The organism is Blautia hominis (genome assembly GCA_002270465.1).
Classification (GTDB): Bacteria; Bacillota; Clostridia; order Lachnospirales; family Lachnospiraceae; genus Blautia; species Blautia hominis.
Genome location: NQOF01000006.1, coordinates 181,143 through 197,754, shown reverse-complemented (window position 1 = coordinate 197,754; position 16,612 = coordinate 181,143). Strand labels below are relative to the sequence as shown.

Here is a 16,612-nt window from a genome sequence, read left to right as displayed (position 1 = left end):
AAGTTTATCCGAACATGGGGTGCCGGTGATACACTGGCGGTTCCCCATGTCTGCTTCTGCTTTTGGACACATTTAGGATGTGCGGCATTTATAAACCATATACGTGATTTGATTCAGGCATTTTTCTGTTCTTGGATTTTTTCAGCCAGGTCGTTTAAATATACCCAGCGTTCCATCTTTTCTTCCAGTTCTGCCTCTGCTTTTTCCTTCTCGGCTGTCAGTTCGGACAATTTTAAAGAGTTTGTGGCATTTGCCATCATATCATCGTCCAGCTTTTCTATCTTTTCTTCCAGAGCCGCGATGTCATCATCTATGGTATCGTATTCTCTCTGTTCTTTGAATGTAAATTTCAGCTTTGCCGGGCGGTTCTGCTTCCAGTCTTTGGCTGCCTCCTTTTTCTCCGGGACTTCCTTTTTCAGGGAAATGCTGCTGTCCGTGTCTGAAAGTCTTCTCTCCTTTGCCTCCAGATAATCCGTGTAGCCGCCCTCGTACTGCTGCAGATGTCCATTTCCGTCAAATTCAAATATCCTGTCCACCACATTGTCCAGAAAATACCGGTCATGGGACACAGTGATCACGATCCCGGAAAAAGAATTCAGGTAATCCTCTAAAATGGTAAGTGTAGGAATATCCAAGTTGTTGGATGGCTCATCCAGGATATAGACATTGGCCCCGCTGATGAGCACGGAGAGCAGGTACAGCCTCCGCTTCTCCCCGCCGGAGAGTTTGCACACAGGGGTATACTGCACATCCGGTGTGAATAAAAATCTCTCAAGCATCTGTGAGGCACTGATCTTTCCGTCTCTTGTCTGCACATACTCAGCGATATCCCTAATATAGTCAATGACCCGCCGGTCTGTATCCAAATCCGGTTCCTCCTGTGCCAGATACCCAATCTTAATGGTCTCCCCGATTTCAATCTCCCCGGAATTCGGCTGGATCAGACCTGCTATCATCTTGATCAGGGTGGACTTTCCGCAGCCGTTTGGACCGATAATGCCCAGCCTCTGGTTTCTCAGCACAATATAGTCAAAATCATCCACAAGCTTTGTCCCGCCATAGCTTTTTCCCACGTGGTGTAGCTCAATGGTCTTTTTGCCCATCCTTGTCTCCACAGAATCCATCTCCACAGTCTGATCCTGCACCGGGGTCTTTCCGTTTTTCAAGGCTTCCAGGCGTTCCAGTCTGGCTCTCTGCTTGGTGCTTCTGGCGCGGCAGCCCCGCTTGGCCCACTCCAGCTCCATGCGCAGGACACTCTGCCGTTTGCGCTCAGAGGCCAGTTCCATCTCCTCCCGCTCCGCTTTCAGTTCCAGGAATTTGGAATAATTGGCATCATAGCTGTACATGTTTCCCCGGCTGATCTCCAGGATCCGGTTGGATACCTTGTCCAGAAAGTAACGGTCATGGGTGACCATGAGAATCACGCCTCTGTATTCCCTCAGATAAGCTTCCAGCCAGGCGATCATCTCCTCGTCCAGATGGTTGGTTGGCTCATCCAGCAGCAGGACGTCAAACTCGGAAGCCAGCACCTTTGCCATAGCTACCTTCCTTCTCTGCCCTCCCGACAACTGTGCCAGCGGTATGTCATACTGCACGATTCCAAGCTTAGTCAGGTTGCTCTCCACCATCCAGTCCGTCTCCGCTGATTTTCCAAGGGCATAGGAGGACACGGTTGCATCCCGGGGAAATTCCGGATTCTGAGGCAGATACGCAATGCGCAGTCCATTCTGCCTGACGATCTGCCCTGAATCCGGTTCCTCAATCCCGGCAGCCATTCGGAGCAAGGTTGTCTTTCCTGTGCCGTTGATGCCGATTATCCCGATTTTATCCCCTTCGTGAATGCCAAAGGACGCATCCTCAAAGATGATCTTATCCCCGTATATTTTACTGATATGTTCTATATTTAATATGTTCATTTGTGACGCTCCTCTTATTCTCATACTGACAATAATCATCATAAATGATTTTGAACGGAACGTCAACTTTTATCCTGCTGCCTGGAAATCTTAACGTGTTTCAGGACAGCCTTCCATTATCCATGGTGTATACAATATCGGCCAAATTCATAGTAGACTTCCTGTGGGACACAAGGATCACGGTCTTTTTATGGCAGGACTCCTGCAGAGACTTCAATATGATGCCTTCATTCAAAGAGTCCAGGTTGCTGGTTGGTTCATCCAGAAGAAGGAATGGCGCATCGTGAAGAAAAGCCCTGGCAATTCCGATCCTCTGGCGTTCTCCCCCTGAAAGGGTGTCCCCCAGTTCCCCCACCTCCGTATCATATCCTTTTGGCAGAGTCATGATAAAATCGTGGATGGAAGCTTTTTTTGCCGCCTCCATGATCTCTTCCCGGTCTGCATCCGGTTTTCCAACCGCGATGTTGTTGGCAATGGAATCGTGGAACAAGTAGGTCTCCTGTGTAACATAGGACTCCATCCGCCGGAGATTTTCCGTATTGATCTTTTTTATATCTCTGCCGGAGATTTTTATACTTCCGTCCTGCGTATCCCAGAATCTCATGAGGAGCTTTAAAAGCGTGGATTTTCCGGAGCCGCTGGCACCATGTATCCCCACGATCTGCCCCGGTTTAAAACAGATGGAATAATCTCTGAGAATCGTCTCCTCCTCATAAGAGAAGTTCACATGTTCACAGGATGCGCCGGTGAACCCTGTCTCTTTTTCACCGCTCACTTCCTGTACCATTGGTTCCTCCTCCAGGATGGAAAGCACCCGCTCCCCGCTGGCAAGTGTCTGGTTCAGATTATTGGAAAGACTAGATAAGGCCACCACAGGTCCAAAGGAACCCATCATGGAAACCGTACACAAAAGCACCTCTGAAAATCCGGCCTGTCCTCCCTGATACAGATACAGCATGAGAAACAGCATCAAAAAGGAAAATACCAGGATGCTCAGATTGGTGATGCCCCTGGCGGACGCCTCCATTTTGCTTAAATCCTTCTGGATACCTCCAAGTTTTACAGAGCGCTCATTCATCTGCTCTTTCCTCTTCTGTCCCTGCCCGTACTGAATGGTCTCATCCAGTCCCCGCAGGGAATCCAGCACAAAGCTGTTCAGTTCCCCAAAACCGGATCTAAATTCCATGCCTTTACTTCCGCCTCGTTTTCCATTCCAGACGGGAAGTACGGCACCCACCACCAAGTATCCCGCAAGAGCCAGCAGTCCTGCATACAGATGAAAATGCCCTAAAAACAGCACCATCACCAGAGATGTCAGGGAACCTATGGCAATGGGTGAGATCGTATGTGCATAAAACACTTCCAAAAGCTCAATGTCCGTAGTTATAATGGAGATCAGGTTCCCCTTGTCTCTTCCCTCCAATTTTGCCGGACATAGCCTGCGCAGGGACGCAAACACTCTGTGCCGGATAATAGCCAGCAGTTTGAATGCAATATAATGGTTACAATATTGTTCCGCGTAATGCAGCACGCCACGTAGAACTGCCATAATACCCATAACCGTAAAAATAGTTCCAAAGGGCAGAGAAATTAAAAATCCCGGCTGTTCTGTCAGACGGATCCCCCCTGCACCAACTGTAGTTAATCCGTGCAAAATGGCGCATCCGGCCAATATAGTCAGAAAAATAGCACACAGGTAGCCGAGGACTCCCAGGGTAACTGCCGCAAACATTCGTCCCATAAGAGGTCTGACTAAACCAATCAGACTTCCCATAATGCGTATTCCGCTTCTTCTCTCTTTCATCCTCTCGCCCTCTCTCTATACCCTTCCGGATATACGCCTGCCTGTCTGTCCGGACATGTATTGCCGTCTGTTCCATGACTGTACTGTTCCAAAGCACTCTGGCTCTCAGAAAGTTTTCTGTAGCTTCCGCACTGTCCCATCAGTTCCCCGTGGGTTCCTGTCTCAGCAATCCTTCCGTTCTCCATCATATAGATACAGTCTGCCCCCACTCCATTGGCAAGTCTGTGGGAAATAAGGATCACGGTTTTCTCTTTCGCCATCTGCCGGATAACGCCCATGATCATCTCTTCACTCTCCACATCAATATTGGATGCGGCTTCGTCAAATATGTACACCGGCGTATCGTGAAGCAGTGCCCTTGCAAGGGCAAGCCTCTGACATTGTCCCCCTGAAAAATTGCTTCCTTTTTCCAGTACCTTTGTATCCAAACCGTCCTGTTCTTTTAAGAATGCAAGCAGATTCACTTTTGAGAGTGCTTCCTCCAGCTCTGCCCTGGAGGCATCCGGCCTGCCCATCCGCAGATTGTCCTCCACGGTCCCTTTAAACAGGTAGCTGTTATGGCTTACCAGTGTCACCGTCTCCATGAGATTTTCTTCATCCATTTGAGAAAGCTCTTTCTCTCCTATGCGTATGCTCCCCCGGTACCCTTTATTGCGCCCCATCAGAAGGGATACAATGGTACTCTTTCCACAACCGGAGGTGCCTGCCAGGGAAACCATACTTCCGGCAGGAATATGCAGAGACACATCCTCCAATATCCCCCTGTCCTCCTCATAGGAAAACTTTACATGGGACAGATCCACCGACAGATCACTTTTGCCCGCTCTTCCCGTTCCTCTTTCCGGTTCCGGTGTGTCCAGCAGAGCAAAAATCTTATCGCTGGCTGCCATGCCGTTCATTGCAATATGAAAAAATGAACCCAACAGCCTCAGCGGAATAAAAAACTCTGATGCCAGCAGTACAATGGCCAGAGTTCCGGCAAGAGATACATTTCCGGCAAGATACTCCCGCACAGCCACGATCATGCCAATGGCAGCACCGCCGTAAGCCACAATATCCATCACACTGGTGGAGTTAAGCTGCATAGTAAGAACCTTCATGGTAATATTGCGGAACTGCTCTGCCTCCCGGTCCATCTCCTCTGCCTTCTTTTCATCCGCCCTGTAGATCTTTAAGGTGGTGAGCCCCTGTAGATTCTCCAAAAAGCTGTCCCCAAGGCCCGTATAAATGCCCCAATATTTATTCAGGAGCCTTTTTGCAAACTTCTGGACCAATACAATGGATATGGGAATCAGCGGAACACAGACAAGCAGCACCACACTTGCCTTAATATCCACAAAAGCCAGCACCGCAAACAAAGTCACCGGTGCCAGCAGGCTGTAGAATAACTGGGGAAGATATTTTCCAAAATAAATCTCAAGCTGCTCCACTCCCTCTGCGGCCATCTGTACCACAGAAGAGGTGGCTGTATGCTCCCTGTAGGAAGCCCCCAGGCGCAGCAGCTTTTCATAAATCTTTTCTCTCAGAATCCGTTTTACATCCACACTTGCGTGATAGGATGCCCTGGAGGACATCCTGTCACATAGGAAGCGCATAATTACAGCAGTCCCAAAGACAAGGGCTGTCTGTCCGCAGTCCCTGGCAGTCATGGCTCTGTATAATGCTTTTTCAAGCAGATCCGTCACAGAGAATATGGCGGCCATCCAAAAAAGCAGCGCGATCCACTGCCACAGTATATTATAAACAATGTACTTCTTTCCGTGGGCAAGAAGCTTAACCAGCCGTGTCTTAATCATATTCTTTTTCCCCTTCCGGAATGGTCCTAATATAGAAAGCAAAATAAAGTACATGGCATACCCATACGGCAGCCAGACAGATCCTTCCCACAGGGACGCGGCTCATCATAATAAATCCCACTGACATAACAATGGTCACAGTTCCCATGATGGTCAGCTTACTTCGCAGTGTCATCGATTTGCTTTTCACAAAGCTTTCCAGATGCTTCTTATATAATCCTGTGCTCATAAACCAGTTGTGCAGCTTTTCTGAGCTTTTTGCAAAACAGAACAATGTCAGCATGTAAAAGGGCACTGTGGGCAGAATTGGAAGCACCACACCGATGGTCCCTAACGCCAGGCTGATAAATCCCAATATGATCCATAGTATCCTGAATGGATTTCTCTTCATAATCGTATACTCTCCTATATTGTCAGGACAAATTTCTGCCCATCTATTTTTGTCACATCCAGACGGATCCCATAGAGGGTTTCAATACTCTCTGTTGTGATCACGTCGTTTGGTTTCCCCAGGATTTCCACAAGGCCGCCTTTCAGACCAATCACCTTATCAGAAAAATATATGGCCTGATTGATGTCATGGAGCACCATGATGATGGTTATCCCAAACTCCCGGTTCAATTTTTTTACCAGCTCCAGGATTTCCACCTGATAACGGATATCCAGGTATGTAGTGGGCTCGTCCAGAAACAGTATTTTTGTATTCTGGGCAAGGGCCATGGCGATCCACACCCTCTGCCGCTGACCGCCTGAGAGCTTCCCCACCTCCCGGTCCCGGTATTTTGTTATATTTGTCACCTCCATGGCCCACTCTACCAGCCGGTCATCCTCCTCGCTTTTGGCCTGCATCATTTTCATGTGAGGAGTCCTTCCGTATGACACCAGACGTTCCACTGTAATATCATCACTGGAGGTATTATACTGGTGTACAATAGACACCTTCTTTGCAAAATCCTTCAGCCCCAGATTCTGTATATTCTTTCCTCCCAGAAAGATTTTCCCCTTTCTTGGATACAGGTTCTTAGTCATGAGGGAAAACAGGGTGGATTTGCCGCAGCCGTTGGCTCCCATGATGGTTGTGATCTCCCCTTCCTCAATGGCAAAGGACACATCTCTTAAAATCTTGTTCTTACCATAAGAAAAGGAGAGATTCTTAACCTCCATTGCTGTTTTAGTTTGCATATTTCTTTGACCTCCTCAGCAGAATAATAAAGAATGGCCCGCCCACAACACTCATGATAATGGATGCCGAAATCTCATAGGGCGAAGCAACGGTTCTCCCTATGGTATCCGCCAGCAGGAAAGTAAACGCCCCGAAAAGCATGGAAAACGGTATCAATGCCTTGTGGTCACTTCCCACCAGTATCCTTCCGATATGGGGAACGATCAAGCCCAAAAAGCTGATAGCCCCCGCAACGGCTGTGGAAATACTGGCAAGCAGTACAGCCACAAGAGAGATGGTGATGCGCATAGTGTTTACATTGACCCCCAGCCCTCTTGCCGTTTTATCCTCCAGGGACAGCAGGTTGCATTTTCCGGAAAAGATTATGGCCAGGATCAGGCCTGCTATCACATAAGGAACCAGGGTTTTTACGTCATCCCAGGTTTTCATGGTAATATTTCCATTGACAATAGACGCCACGCCTGACATATTGCCCCCACTCATGGAATTTAGCCCGCTGGACAATCCTGTGAACATGGAATTCACAGCCACACCTACAAGGATGATCCGAAGAGGGCTCAGTCCCCCCTTCCAGGAAAGGCTGTATACCAGGAAGAACGCGATCACGCCTCCTAAAAACGCAAACAGCGGCGTGAAGAAAAACAAAGTGGGCGCGAATGCAGTGATCATGACCGCCGCAAAGCTGGCACCGCTGGAAATACCAATGATTCCCGGGTCAGCCAGAGGATTTTTCAGCACTGCCTGGAATAATACGCCTGACACGGCAATTGCCGCCCCCGCCAGCATAGAAATAATAATACGCGGGAATCTCAAATCATAAATAGTTGCCACATCATCATTAAATTCCACAAACAAGCCCCTGAACAGTTCTCGAAAGCTCACCTTGAGACTTCCGATATTGACCGCTGCAAAAAACAATATGAGCAAAAGCAATGCGATCACAAGAAAGGAAGCAGCCGCCCTGGCTGTTTTCTTCTTTTTTCTGTTCTTATCCATTTCTTCCAGGGAGGGGGCAGTCTCCTGCACCATTTCTGATCTCTCCGGTGTTTCCATTTTCATCCCTCCTACTTGGTAGCCTCTTTCAAGGTTTTATCGTCTGTCTTTTCTGTGGCCTCGGAGTCTTCAGCCGCTTTTATGGCTTTCTCGCTGTTTTCTTTTGCCTTCTCTATATCCTCATCGCTGTCGGGATACAGCATGGGCTGCAGTTCATCTAATGCTTCCGGATAACGGAATGTAGCACTCATACCAAACAATTCATAGGTCAGGTCATAAACTCTTCCATCTTTAACTGCGTCAAAATGTTTCCAGATATCGTTTGTCTCAAAATCATCTTTGAACATGGATACCACTTGGTCCGGCAGCGCATGAGCTGCGCGTAGGATCACATCCGGTTCCTTGGTTTTCATATCTTCTGTGTTCACGGTAAGGAATTCCTGGTCTGTACCTGCATAGACATTCTCGCCTCCGGCCAGTTCAACCAGGCTTCCCACATAAGAATTTTCCGTGGCAATTATGTAAGAACCGGGCAGCCCCATGAGTATCAGGACTTTAGGTTTTTCTTTGTCTTTGTTCTTATCCTTGTATTCCTTGTAAAACTCCGTAAACTCTGCCACCTCTGCCTCTGCCTCTTCCTCCCTTCCGAAAATCTCACCCAGTTCCTGTATGGAACGGTACATTCCCGGTACGCTCCGCAGATTCAAAAATGCCCAGTCTGTGTCAATGGCTTCATATTTTGGCTGCAGATCCGACTGCAGGCTTGCAGGACTTAAGATCCAGTCCGGGTTCAGGGAGGATACAATTTCCATATCGGGCGCCATTGCCGTGCCCACCTGTTCGATATCCTCATAGCGTTCAGGCAAAGTGGAGATGGTTGTCTTACAGATTCCCACCAGATCCAGGTTCAGGCGGTCACAGATATCTGCGGTTGCCGGAGATGTGGCGATGATCCTGGGTTCCTCCTCCATGGCGGCCACTTTTTTCTTAGCTGCCTCCACAGCCGCTTTTTCCTCCGGATCGTCAATATTTAAGAGCATTTCCGCACTGTCATCCTCTGCGGATGCTGCCGCACCGGTACTCTGGCTTTCCTTCTCACTTTGGTTCTGGTCCACGCATCCTCCCAGAACCGATGCTGCCAATAGTAAACCAAGGACCGTTCCTGCCATCTTTCCATACATACAAAATTTCTTATTCATCATCGTCATCACCACCGCCCCATCTATACCAGTTTTTGCGGAACAGATATACTACACCTGCCACAGCTCCCAGTAAGATCAATCCTGATATGGTGATGGAAACCACTAGAACCAGAATCTGTTTTCCCGCTGAACCGCTTTCGGGGGATGAGGTCTCTGCGCCTGCTGCCACCGCTTCACCTGCAGTGGAAAGGCTTAATCCCCGGGCACTGTTAAGCGTACTGTTTTCAGTGGAAGGTGTCTCTGTGTCTTCAGAAGGAGCTGCCGCTTCTTTAATGCTGCTCTCCAGTTTGGATGCCTCACCGGTGGAATTCTCTGTATTCTGTGTATCCTCTGTATCCTCTGTATTATCCTTATTTACGGATGTATCATCATTGCCTGAGGATGCCGGCTGGCTCTGTAAAGCTGAAGCAGAGGGAGTGGGTTCAGACTGGTCATTTTCCGAGCCGGACGTGTTGTCTGTCCCTGCCGTATTGTCTGTATTTCCTGACGTTTGGCTGCCTGATGCTGCCGTGTCACTTCCTGAAGCTGATGTGACCATGGTGGCATTCATATCTGTATTATTGCCCTCCGCATAATCACTTGGATACAGATAGAAAATCACATCCCTTCCCATTGGTTCCACATACATAGAACCTCTGACCACACAATTTTCACTTGGTACCTGGATGCAGATATCATTGGTTGCTCCATTATTGTCTGTACCATTCCCTGTAACACCCATAGCCGGGCTGGACCAGCCGGAGTCACCTACATTCTGCACCCAAAAGCTGTGTCCTGATGTGTAGCTCATAAGGCTCATGCGTATGGTCAGGTAGTATTCCCCGCTGTCTGTCACCTCCAGTATCCCGGAGGTGTAAACAGCCCCATCAACCATCCCCTGCCCTGTGGCATAAGATGCCTCTCCGCCTGAATCCTCAATTTCTCCTGTTACCGGGTGTGCATAACAGGGATGGATAACACAGGTATAAACTGTGCCTGAAGCAGCATAAACCGGAACAGCAGCAATGCCTGCCCCCATAAAGAGGGCAAGCATCATGCTTAAAAATCCGGCAAGAAATTTCTTTTTTATTTTCAGTGCCTTCATCTTATTTCCTTTCTGTGTTTTGGCATTTTTTCTCCTGGCGTTTCCCATATACTGCAAGGCTTCCCATACAAAGGGCAAGTAAAGCCAGGAATACCAGTCCGCTGATCGGTGCTTCATCATCGGTCTTGGCATTGGATGCCTTCAGAGTGGAACCTGTGCTGTTGGAAGCACTGCTTAAACTGCTTCCGCTCTTTAAACCAGAGCCGCTTCCTAATGTGGAGCCGCTTCCTAATGTGGAGCCGCTTCCTAGTGTGGAGCCGCTTCCCAGAGAAGAGTTATTATTTGAATTATTATTCGAGTTATTATTGTTGTTGTCCGTAAAATCAGGATCATCCGCCGTTGTGGATTTCAGGGTACTCCAATCCAGCTTTAAGAACACAGGCTGTGTTCCGGTTCCAGCAGATATAGATTCCATAATAGGAACAAATACCTGAAGAGGTACATACCCATTCTCCAGTGCTTCCGGAATCAGCTCAAAAGTCACCTGATCCGGATAATTTGTTCCGAAGCTATCGCTTATCAGACTTCCGTCACTGTTCTTCTGGTAAGCATCCACAGTTACGTCTGCCAGTGTTCCGACCGGATTTCCATACTGATCCAGTGTATAACCGGTCAGATAATATTTAAGCTGGCTCAAATAACCAAACTGGCTGCTGATGGCAAGTCCCTTGAAGTCAAGGGTGATATAATACTTTCCACCTTTTACTGTCAGCTTGACTGTGTGATTGATGGCTTCATTGGACATAGATGCTGTGGTTTTATCAATCTTTACCATACTGCCGGTAATAGAATACACACCGTCGGCAAGATTTTTGATATCAAGGTTATTATTATTATTGTTGTTGTTATTATTGTTGTTATTGTTGTTGTTATTGTTATCCCCGCCATCATTGTTATTTCCTGAAGGCGCGGCTTTCAGGTCGAGTATTGCAAGGGCAAGAGCCGAGGCCTGTGCGTTTACCTCCTCCTGTGTGGCATCCTCATTATTGAAAACAGTCTCTGCGGCTTTGATAACTTTCTTCAGGGCTTTAATGGAGTCTTCTGTGTACAGGTTCTCTCGCCCTGCCATATTGGATGCAGTCACCAGCATCTCATACAGGCCCTGCTTCTCTACTTTAGCCGGTTCCACTTTTTCCAGATTATTGACTGCATATGCAAGGATTCTTACCTGTGCGTCAACTTCCTCCTGAGAGGCATTATCATCCTTGTAAACCGCATTTGCCGTATCATACAGGGATTGCAAAACTTCTATGGCTGCAGCCGAATAGTTTTCAGTGTCCTCCAGATACTCTTTTGCCTCTGTCAAAGCTGTTTTTAGTTCTGTTTTCACAGCTCCCACCGTCTGAAGACCCTGAATTGCCTTGTCAACGGCCTGTACACATCTGTTGATCTGGGTCTGGGTAGCTTTTTCATTCTGGTATGCTTCCCATGCCTGATCTCTTGCCTGCTGCAGGATTGCCTTTGTTGCGGCTGTATAAGTTACGTCTTCTGCATTTAAATAGGTATCTGCCACTTCAATCGCTTTCTTCAGTTCGGACTTGTCTGTCTTAATCTCCTCCTGATCAAACAGTGTTTTGGTTGTATTCAGGGCTTTTGTCATGGCATCCACAGCTTCCTGGCCCACGTTCACATTATCCTGCACAAATTTTCCGGCTTCAATCGCCTTATCAAGAAGATTCAGTTTTTCCTGTGTAAAGTCTGTAGCTGACAGAACAGCTTTCTGTGCATCCGCCTGGTCTGTGTTCTCTGTCTCTGCCTGGTTTGTGTTCTCTGTCTCTGCCTGTTTCATTTTCTCTGCTGCCGCGTAAAGCTCCGCCTTCAGCGTTTCCAGGGATGTGACTGCTTTATCCAGTTCTGTCTTATCTGTCTGTGTCCCTCCGGTCTGGCTCAGTGTACTCCAGTCAAGCTGCAGTTTCGCGTACTGAAGACCGCTGCCTGTGTTGATGGCTTCCATTACAGGTACATACACCTGTACCCATACTTCCCCATCCCCCAGGTCCACCGGCATGGTCATATAGTGGGGGTATAACTGCCCTTTCACATTCTCATCGGTTCCATTGTCCGGATCATTGTACGTGTCATATACGCCTTCAAAATACTCTTCCACATCCAGCGAAATCGGCGTTTCGTCGGTTGGCATCTGATAACCGCTTTCTCCTCCTTCCCATCCCGGGAAATAGTTCAGTTTTGCCAGATACCCGGTAAATCCGGATGTGGTCAACGGGCCAAATTCCATTCTCAAGGTGGCTTTGCCGTCCTTCACGATCACCTGCATTGGCTTTCTGAGAGCCGCGTTCCCCATGGATGCCTGGTTTGCTGCTGCATGCCAGATTCTTCCGTCTATAGTATAAGTTCCGTCATATACCACATTTTCTTCTTCCTTCTGTACCATGGAAGCCGACGCATCTTTCAGGAGCTGCAGATGCTTGTCCACCTCAGTCTGGGTGGCTCCTGTATCATTGTATACTGCCTTCGCAGACTGGATAGATGCTTTAAAAAATTCAACCGTCTTATCTGCATATGGGCTGGTATCTAGTTTTTCTGCCTGTTCTACCAGGTCCTTTAACTGGCTTTTGTCAACAGAACCATATAAATTCTCTACAGCCGCCTCCAGAGATGCGGTTTGTTCATCTGCCTGTGCCTGGGATGCGTTTTCATCGTCCAAGACCGTTTTTGCATTCACCAGGGCTGTCTGCAGGTTATCCCAACCCGGATAATCGTTATTCGTTATCGCTGCTGCTGTGTCATATGCCGCCTGAAGCGCTGTCTTGTCAGCCCTGACAATAAGGCCCTCTACTGCTGCCTGCAGTTTCATGAGCTGCGCTTCCACATCCTGCCCCGATGTATTGGGATCCTCAAGAAGGGCTTTTGCATTCTGGATTTCTCCTGTCAGCTTCCCCAGAGAGGCCGGTGTATATTTTTCGGCATCTGCCAATACCGCCTCTGCGGAGGTGACAGCTTCTTTCAAAGCATCCAGATTTACGTCTTTTGTCAATACGCTGATAGCCGCATTCACTTTTTCTGTCTGATCATCCGCCTCTGTCTGCAGAGCGAAGGGGTCTTGGGCTGTCTGTGCTGCCATTGCCACTGCTTTCTGAAGTTCTGCCACCGCATCTGCCTGGTATTTATCCGGATTTTCAGCAGCTTCCTTCAGCTTTTCATTGGCCTGGTTTAAGGTTTCTGTCAGTGCGTCCTTGTTTACTGTCTGTTCAGCAAAATCTGAAAACTTAAGAGCTGTCTGCACTTCTTTTCCTTGGACGTCTACATATTTTATAGAAACAGAGTTTGACATGGTGCCAAGTGTAAATACTGCCCCTGTAACGGTTTCCTTGCCGTCATCACCTGTTGTTTTTTCCATTTCAGCATCCACATACTGTTTTTCTGCAAGGTCATAATACTGAAGACTTTGAATTCCCTGTACACCAAGAGAGATATCCGCGCCTTCCTCTTTCACAAGTATCCTGGTATCCGTCACAATATCTGTGTCGGTTATGGATCCTGATGCTGTGTACAGCCCCTGATTCAGAATGACATCATCCGGGGATTTCAGGTTGTTGACAGCTTCCATAAGAGCGGTGTATGCACGTTCCATGGATTCGGCTGTTTCCGTTTGATATGCTTCTTCGGCTGCGGCATAAGCAGTCTCAAGAGCTTCCCAGGTTTCCTGTGTATATTCTTCCTTCACCGCTGTTTCAGCTATGGTGATTGCCTGGCCAAGTGCTTCTTTTACCGGTTCATCCGGCGTGTCATTGGAAATCTTTTCTGCATTTTCCCAATCCAGGGTCAGCCATGCATCCTGTGGGAAGTCTCCGCCGCCGATTTCATCCATGATAGGTACCTTGAACCTGGCAGGCCATTTTGCCGTATCACTCACCAGCTTCACATATCCTGATTTAGGATAGTAGTTGAGAGTACCCTCGTTGGCAAAGTCCATAAAAAAGCTTCCGTCCAGATTTTTGTAGTAGGAGTAAAAAGTAACCGGTATCAGCGTTCCTGTGGGATAAGCCCCCACCATGGTCATGTCTTCTCCGTAAAGCCACATTTTTGTCATGTATGAAGTCATATCAAGATAGGTGACCGTTGTATAATCCAGGTACAGGATCTTCTCATCTCCCTTGACAACCAGTCTGGCATTATTGTCAACACACTGGTTAGCCATGGAATTGGCTCCCTCATTTGTCAGGTGCATGATAGAAAGAGGAATCGTGTAGGTACCATCTTCCATCTCTCCCGCATCCTGGCTGTCCTTCACTTCATACAAAGCATAATAACCCAACTCTTGTGTTTTAATGACAAAATAATTTCCGCTGTCCGTTTTTTCTATGGTCCCGCCTACATCCAGTGTAATAATCTTGTTTTCATCTTCAACATTGACTAATTTGACACGATCCAGGTTCCAGTCGTCCGGTATTTTAAATTTAAGCTGCACCGTATTCGATGTGCGTCTTATCTCTCTGCCATCCTGGAACTGTACTTTCCAGTTATACATATACATATCAGAATACGATATATTGTTCATGATCTGAGAATAGGCGTCCACGTTATCATTCGGATCATCTACGATTTCTTCCGCAAGCAATTGGCTGCTGTCAGGCAATACAAAAGAATCCGTGACAAGAAGGGTTCCTGTCTTATCGTCTTTTAGTTGGACCGTTGACGCACCATTAAGCTCAGGGATAATACAAATATCATAAAAACTTATTCCTCCACTGGCATATTCCCGGTAAATAACAATCGACTTTCCGAAAACAAAATCTTTATAATCATTTAAATCATACACCAACTCTAATTTTCCGGTGCTGATATCTATTTCATTACCGTCCGCATCCCTGATCACAGCCTGATCCTCGTCCAACAAATCCAGATTAAGTGAAAAAACGCCTGTAGCTGTATCTCCATCAATATTCCACTCAGCGGTTGTATCCAGAAAATATTTTTGGTAATCAGCGCCGTCTAAGGCACGAACTGCTCTAAACCCAATTTCCGTAATATCCTGAAATTCATCCAGATTTATTTTCACAGATGTCTGTACATTAAGTGCAGTATCGCTACGATTTATACTTTTGCCATTATCAAGTTTTAGAAGTTGTGTGATATTAAATGGATCATCCAGATTTTCAACCTGGAATGTCAGATATACCCATTCGTCTTTATCTTCCCGTGTATAGTCAAACCAGTATTTATTATTTTCTTCTACCGCTCCATCTTTTATTTTCTGTGAAAACTGTGAATTCTGCAGGTCAAAATCATCTGCCCAGCCTTTTGTCCCCGTCAGACAGTAATCTGACAAGTCATAATTATAATATTCCTGCTTCCTGATTCCTAAGAACGCGCCCTCATCCACTGTCGCTTTAGCCAACTGCAAAGTGACTTCGTAGTTGCTATTCTCAGCCTTTATCAAAGCTCTTGCACTTCTCATAGACCTACCCGGCGCATTTTCTGTGAGCGGCATCGTATAATACCCGTCTTCTAATTGGGTGTGATTCTTTGCGTCATCTTCCTTTTTCACCAAGTTGTCCATTGCTTTTTGAAGTGAATTCAGAAGCATTTTCTGGTATTGCTCCGGAATCTCCTCCGGTTCTGTGATGCTGTTCCTCACCTCAAGGAATGCATTCCAACTTTCCCTTGTATACTCTGATTCCTCCAGACTGTCTGCTTTTGCCAGCAATGCAACGAGTTTCTCTAAAGTCGTCTCATTTTTCACAAGTCCATCCATGGCTTCCTGCAGTGCGTTTATCACTGTGTCAAGGAACTGCTCCGGTATCTCCTCCGGCTCTGTGATGGTGTCCCTCTGGTCTTTGAACGCCTCCCAGCTCTCCGGGGTGTAGTCCGATTCCTTTAAGCTGTCCGCCTCTTCCAGTAAGGCAAGCAGTTTGTCCAGCTTGCTCTCCTGTTTCACAAGTCCATCCATGGCTTCCTGCAGTGTGTTTATCACCGTGTCAAGGAACTGCTCCGGTATCTCCTCCGGCTCTGTGATGGTGTCCCTCTGGTCTTTGAACGCCTCCCAGCTCTCCGGGGTGTAGTCCGATTCCTTTAAGCTGTCCGCCTCTTCCAGTAAGGCAAGCAGTTTGTCCAGTTTGCTCTCCTGTTTCACAAGTCCGTCCATGGCTTCCTGCAGTGCGTTTATCACTGTGTCAAGGAACTGCTCCGGTATCTCCTCCGGCTCTGTGATGGTGTCCCTCTGGTCTTTGAACGCCTCCCAGCTCTCCGGGGTGTAGTCCGATTCCTTTAAGCTGTCCGCCTCTTCCAGTAAGGCAAGCAGTTTGTCCAGCTTGCTCTCCTGTTTCACAAGTCCGTCCATGGCTTCCTGCAGTGTGTTTATCACTGTGTCAAGGAACTGCTCCGGTATCTCCTCCGGCTCTGTGATGGTGTCCCTCTGGTCTTTGAACGCCTCCCAGCTCTCCGGGGTGTAGTCTGATTCCTTTAAGCTGTCCGCCTCTTCCAGTAAGGACAGAAGCTTATCTAATAAAGTGGAACTTGATTTCTGAGCAGTTTGTTTTATATTTGGTATATTATTTGAAGCCGCATATGAAGCATTCGTCAAATTGGACATCAATAGACAAACCATCATGATTGCACAGACTATTTTATAGATCTTACTTTTCATTCCATCCCTCATACTTTACCTCCAACG

9 protein-coding genes are annotated in these 16,612 nt (G+C 47.4%); all 9 read right to left on the bottom strand.

Annotated features, from left to right (window positions below; genetic code table 11):
• Positions 1-113: 113 nt before the first annotated feature.
• A complete protein-coding gene (locus CI595_RS19200) occupies positions 114-1,916 on the bottom strand; it encodes an ABC-F family ATP-binding cassette domain-containing protein (protein WP_095175232.1) in 1,803 nt (600 codons plus the stop codon).
• A gap of 100 nt (positions 1,917-2,016) precedes the next feature.
• The gene (locus CI595_RS19195; protein ID WP_095175231.1) at positions 2,017-3,720 is read right to left on the bottom strand and encodes an amino acid ABC transporter ATP-binding/permease protein; all 1,704 of its coding nucleotides are present in this window, start codon (positions 3,718-3,720) and stop codon (positions 2,017-2,019) included.
• Positions 3,717-5,516 carry an ABC transporter ATP-binding protein/permease gene (locus CI595_RS19190; protein ID WP_095175230.1) on the bottom strand — a complete coding sequence of 600 codons (1,800 nt, stop codon included), beginning with the start codon at positions 5,514-5,516 and terminating at the stop codon, positions 3,717-3,719. The genes CI595_RS19195 and CI595_RS19190 overlap by 4 nt, the downstream gene beginning before the upstream one ends.
• Complete coding sequence (locus CI595_RS19185) at positions 5,509-5,907, bottom strand: YbaN family protein (RefSeq protein WP_095175229.1); 399 nt, start codon at positions 5,905-5,907, stop codon at positions 5,509-5,511. Before CI595_RS19185 ends, CI595_RS19190 begins: the two co-directional genes overlap by 8 nt.
• Before the next feature lie 14 nt (positions 5,908-5,921).
• The gene (locus CI595_RS19180; RefSeq protein WP_095175228.1) at positions 5,922-6,698 is read right to left on the bottom strand and encodes an ABC transporter ATP-binding protein; all 777 of its coding nucleotides are present in this window, start codon (positions 6,696-6,698) and stop codon (positions 5,922-5,924) included.
• Complete coding sequence (locus tag CI595_RS19175; RefSeq protein WP_416385728.1) at positions 6,688-7,728, bottom strand: FecCD family ABC transporter permease; 1,041 nt, start codon at positions 7,726-7,728, stop codon at positions 6,688-6,690. The genes CI595_RS19180 and CI595_RS19175 overlap by 11 nt, the downstream gene beginning before the upstream one ends.
• Before the next feature lie 35 nt (positions 7,729-7,763).
• On the bottom strand, positions 7,764-8,894 hold the full coding sequence (isdE, locus tag CI595_RS19170; RefSeq protein WP_330397384.1) for a heme ABC transporter substrate-binding protein IsdE: 1,131 nt from the start codon (positions 8,892-8,894) through the stop codon (positions 7,764-7,766).
• Complete coding sequence (locus CI595_RS19165) at positions 8,884-10,026, bottom strand: heme-binding Shp domain-containing protein (RefSeq protein WP_243135215.1); 1,143 nt, start codon at positions 10,024-10,026, stop codon at positions 8,884-8,886. The genes isdE and CI595_RS19165 overlap by 11 nt, the downstream gene beginning before the upstream one ends.
• Positions 9,980-16,597 carry an NEAT domain-containing protein gene (locus CI595_RS19160; protein WP_095175226.1) on the bottom strand — a complete coding sequence of 2,206 codons (6,618 nt, stop codon included), beginning with the start codon at positions 16,595-16,597 and terminating at the stop codon, positions 9,980-9,982. Before CI595_RS19160 ends, CI595_RS19165 begins: the two co-directional genes overlap by 47 nt.
• Between the last annotated feature and the right edge of the window lie 15 nt (positions 16,598-16,612).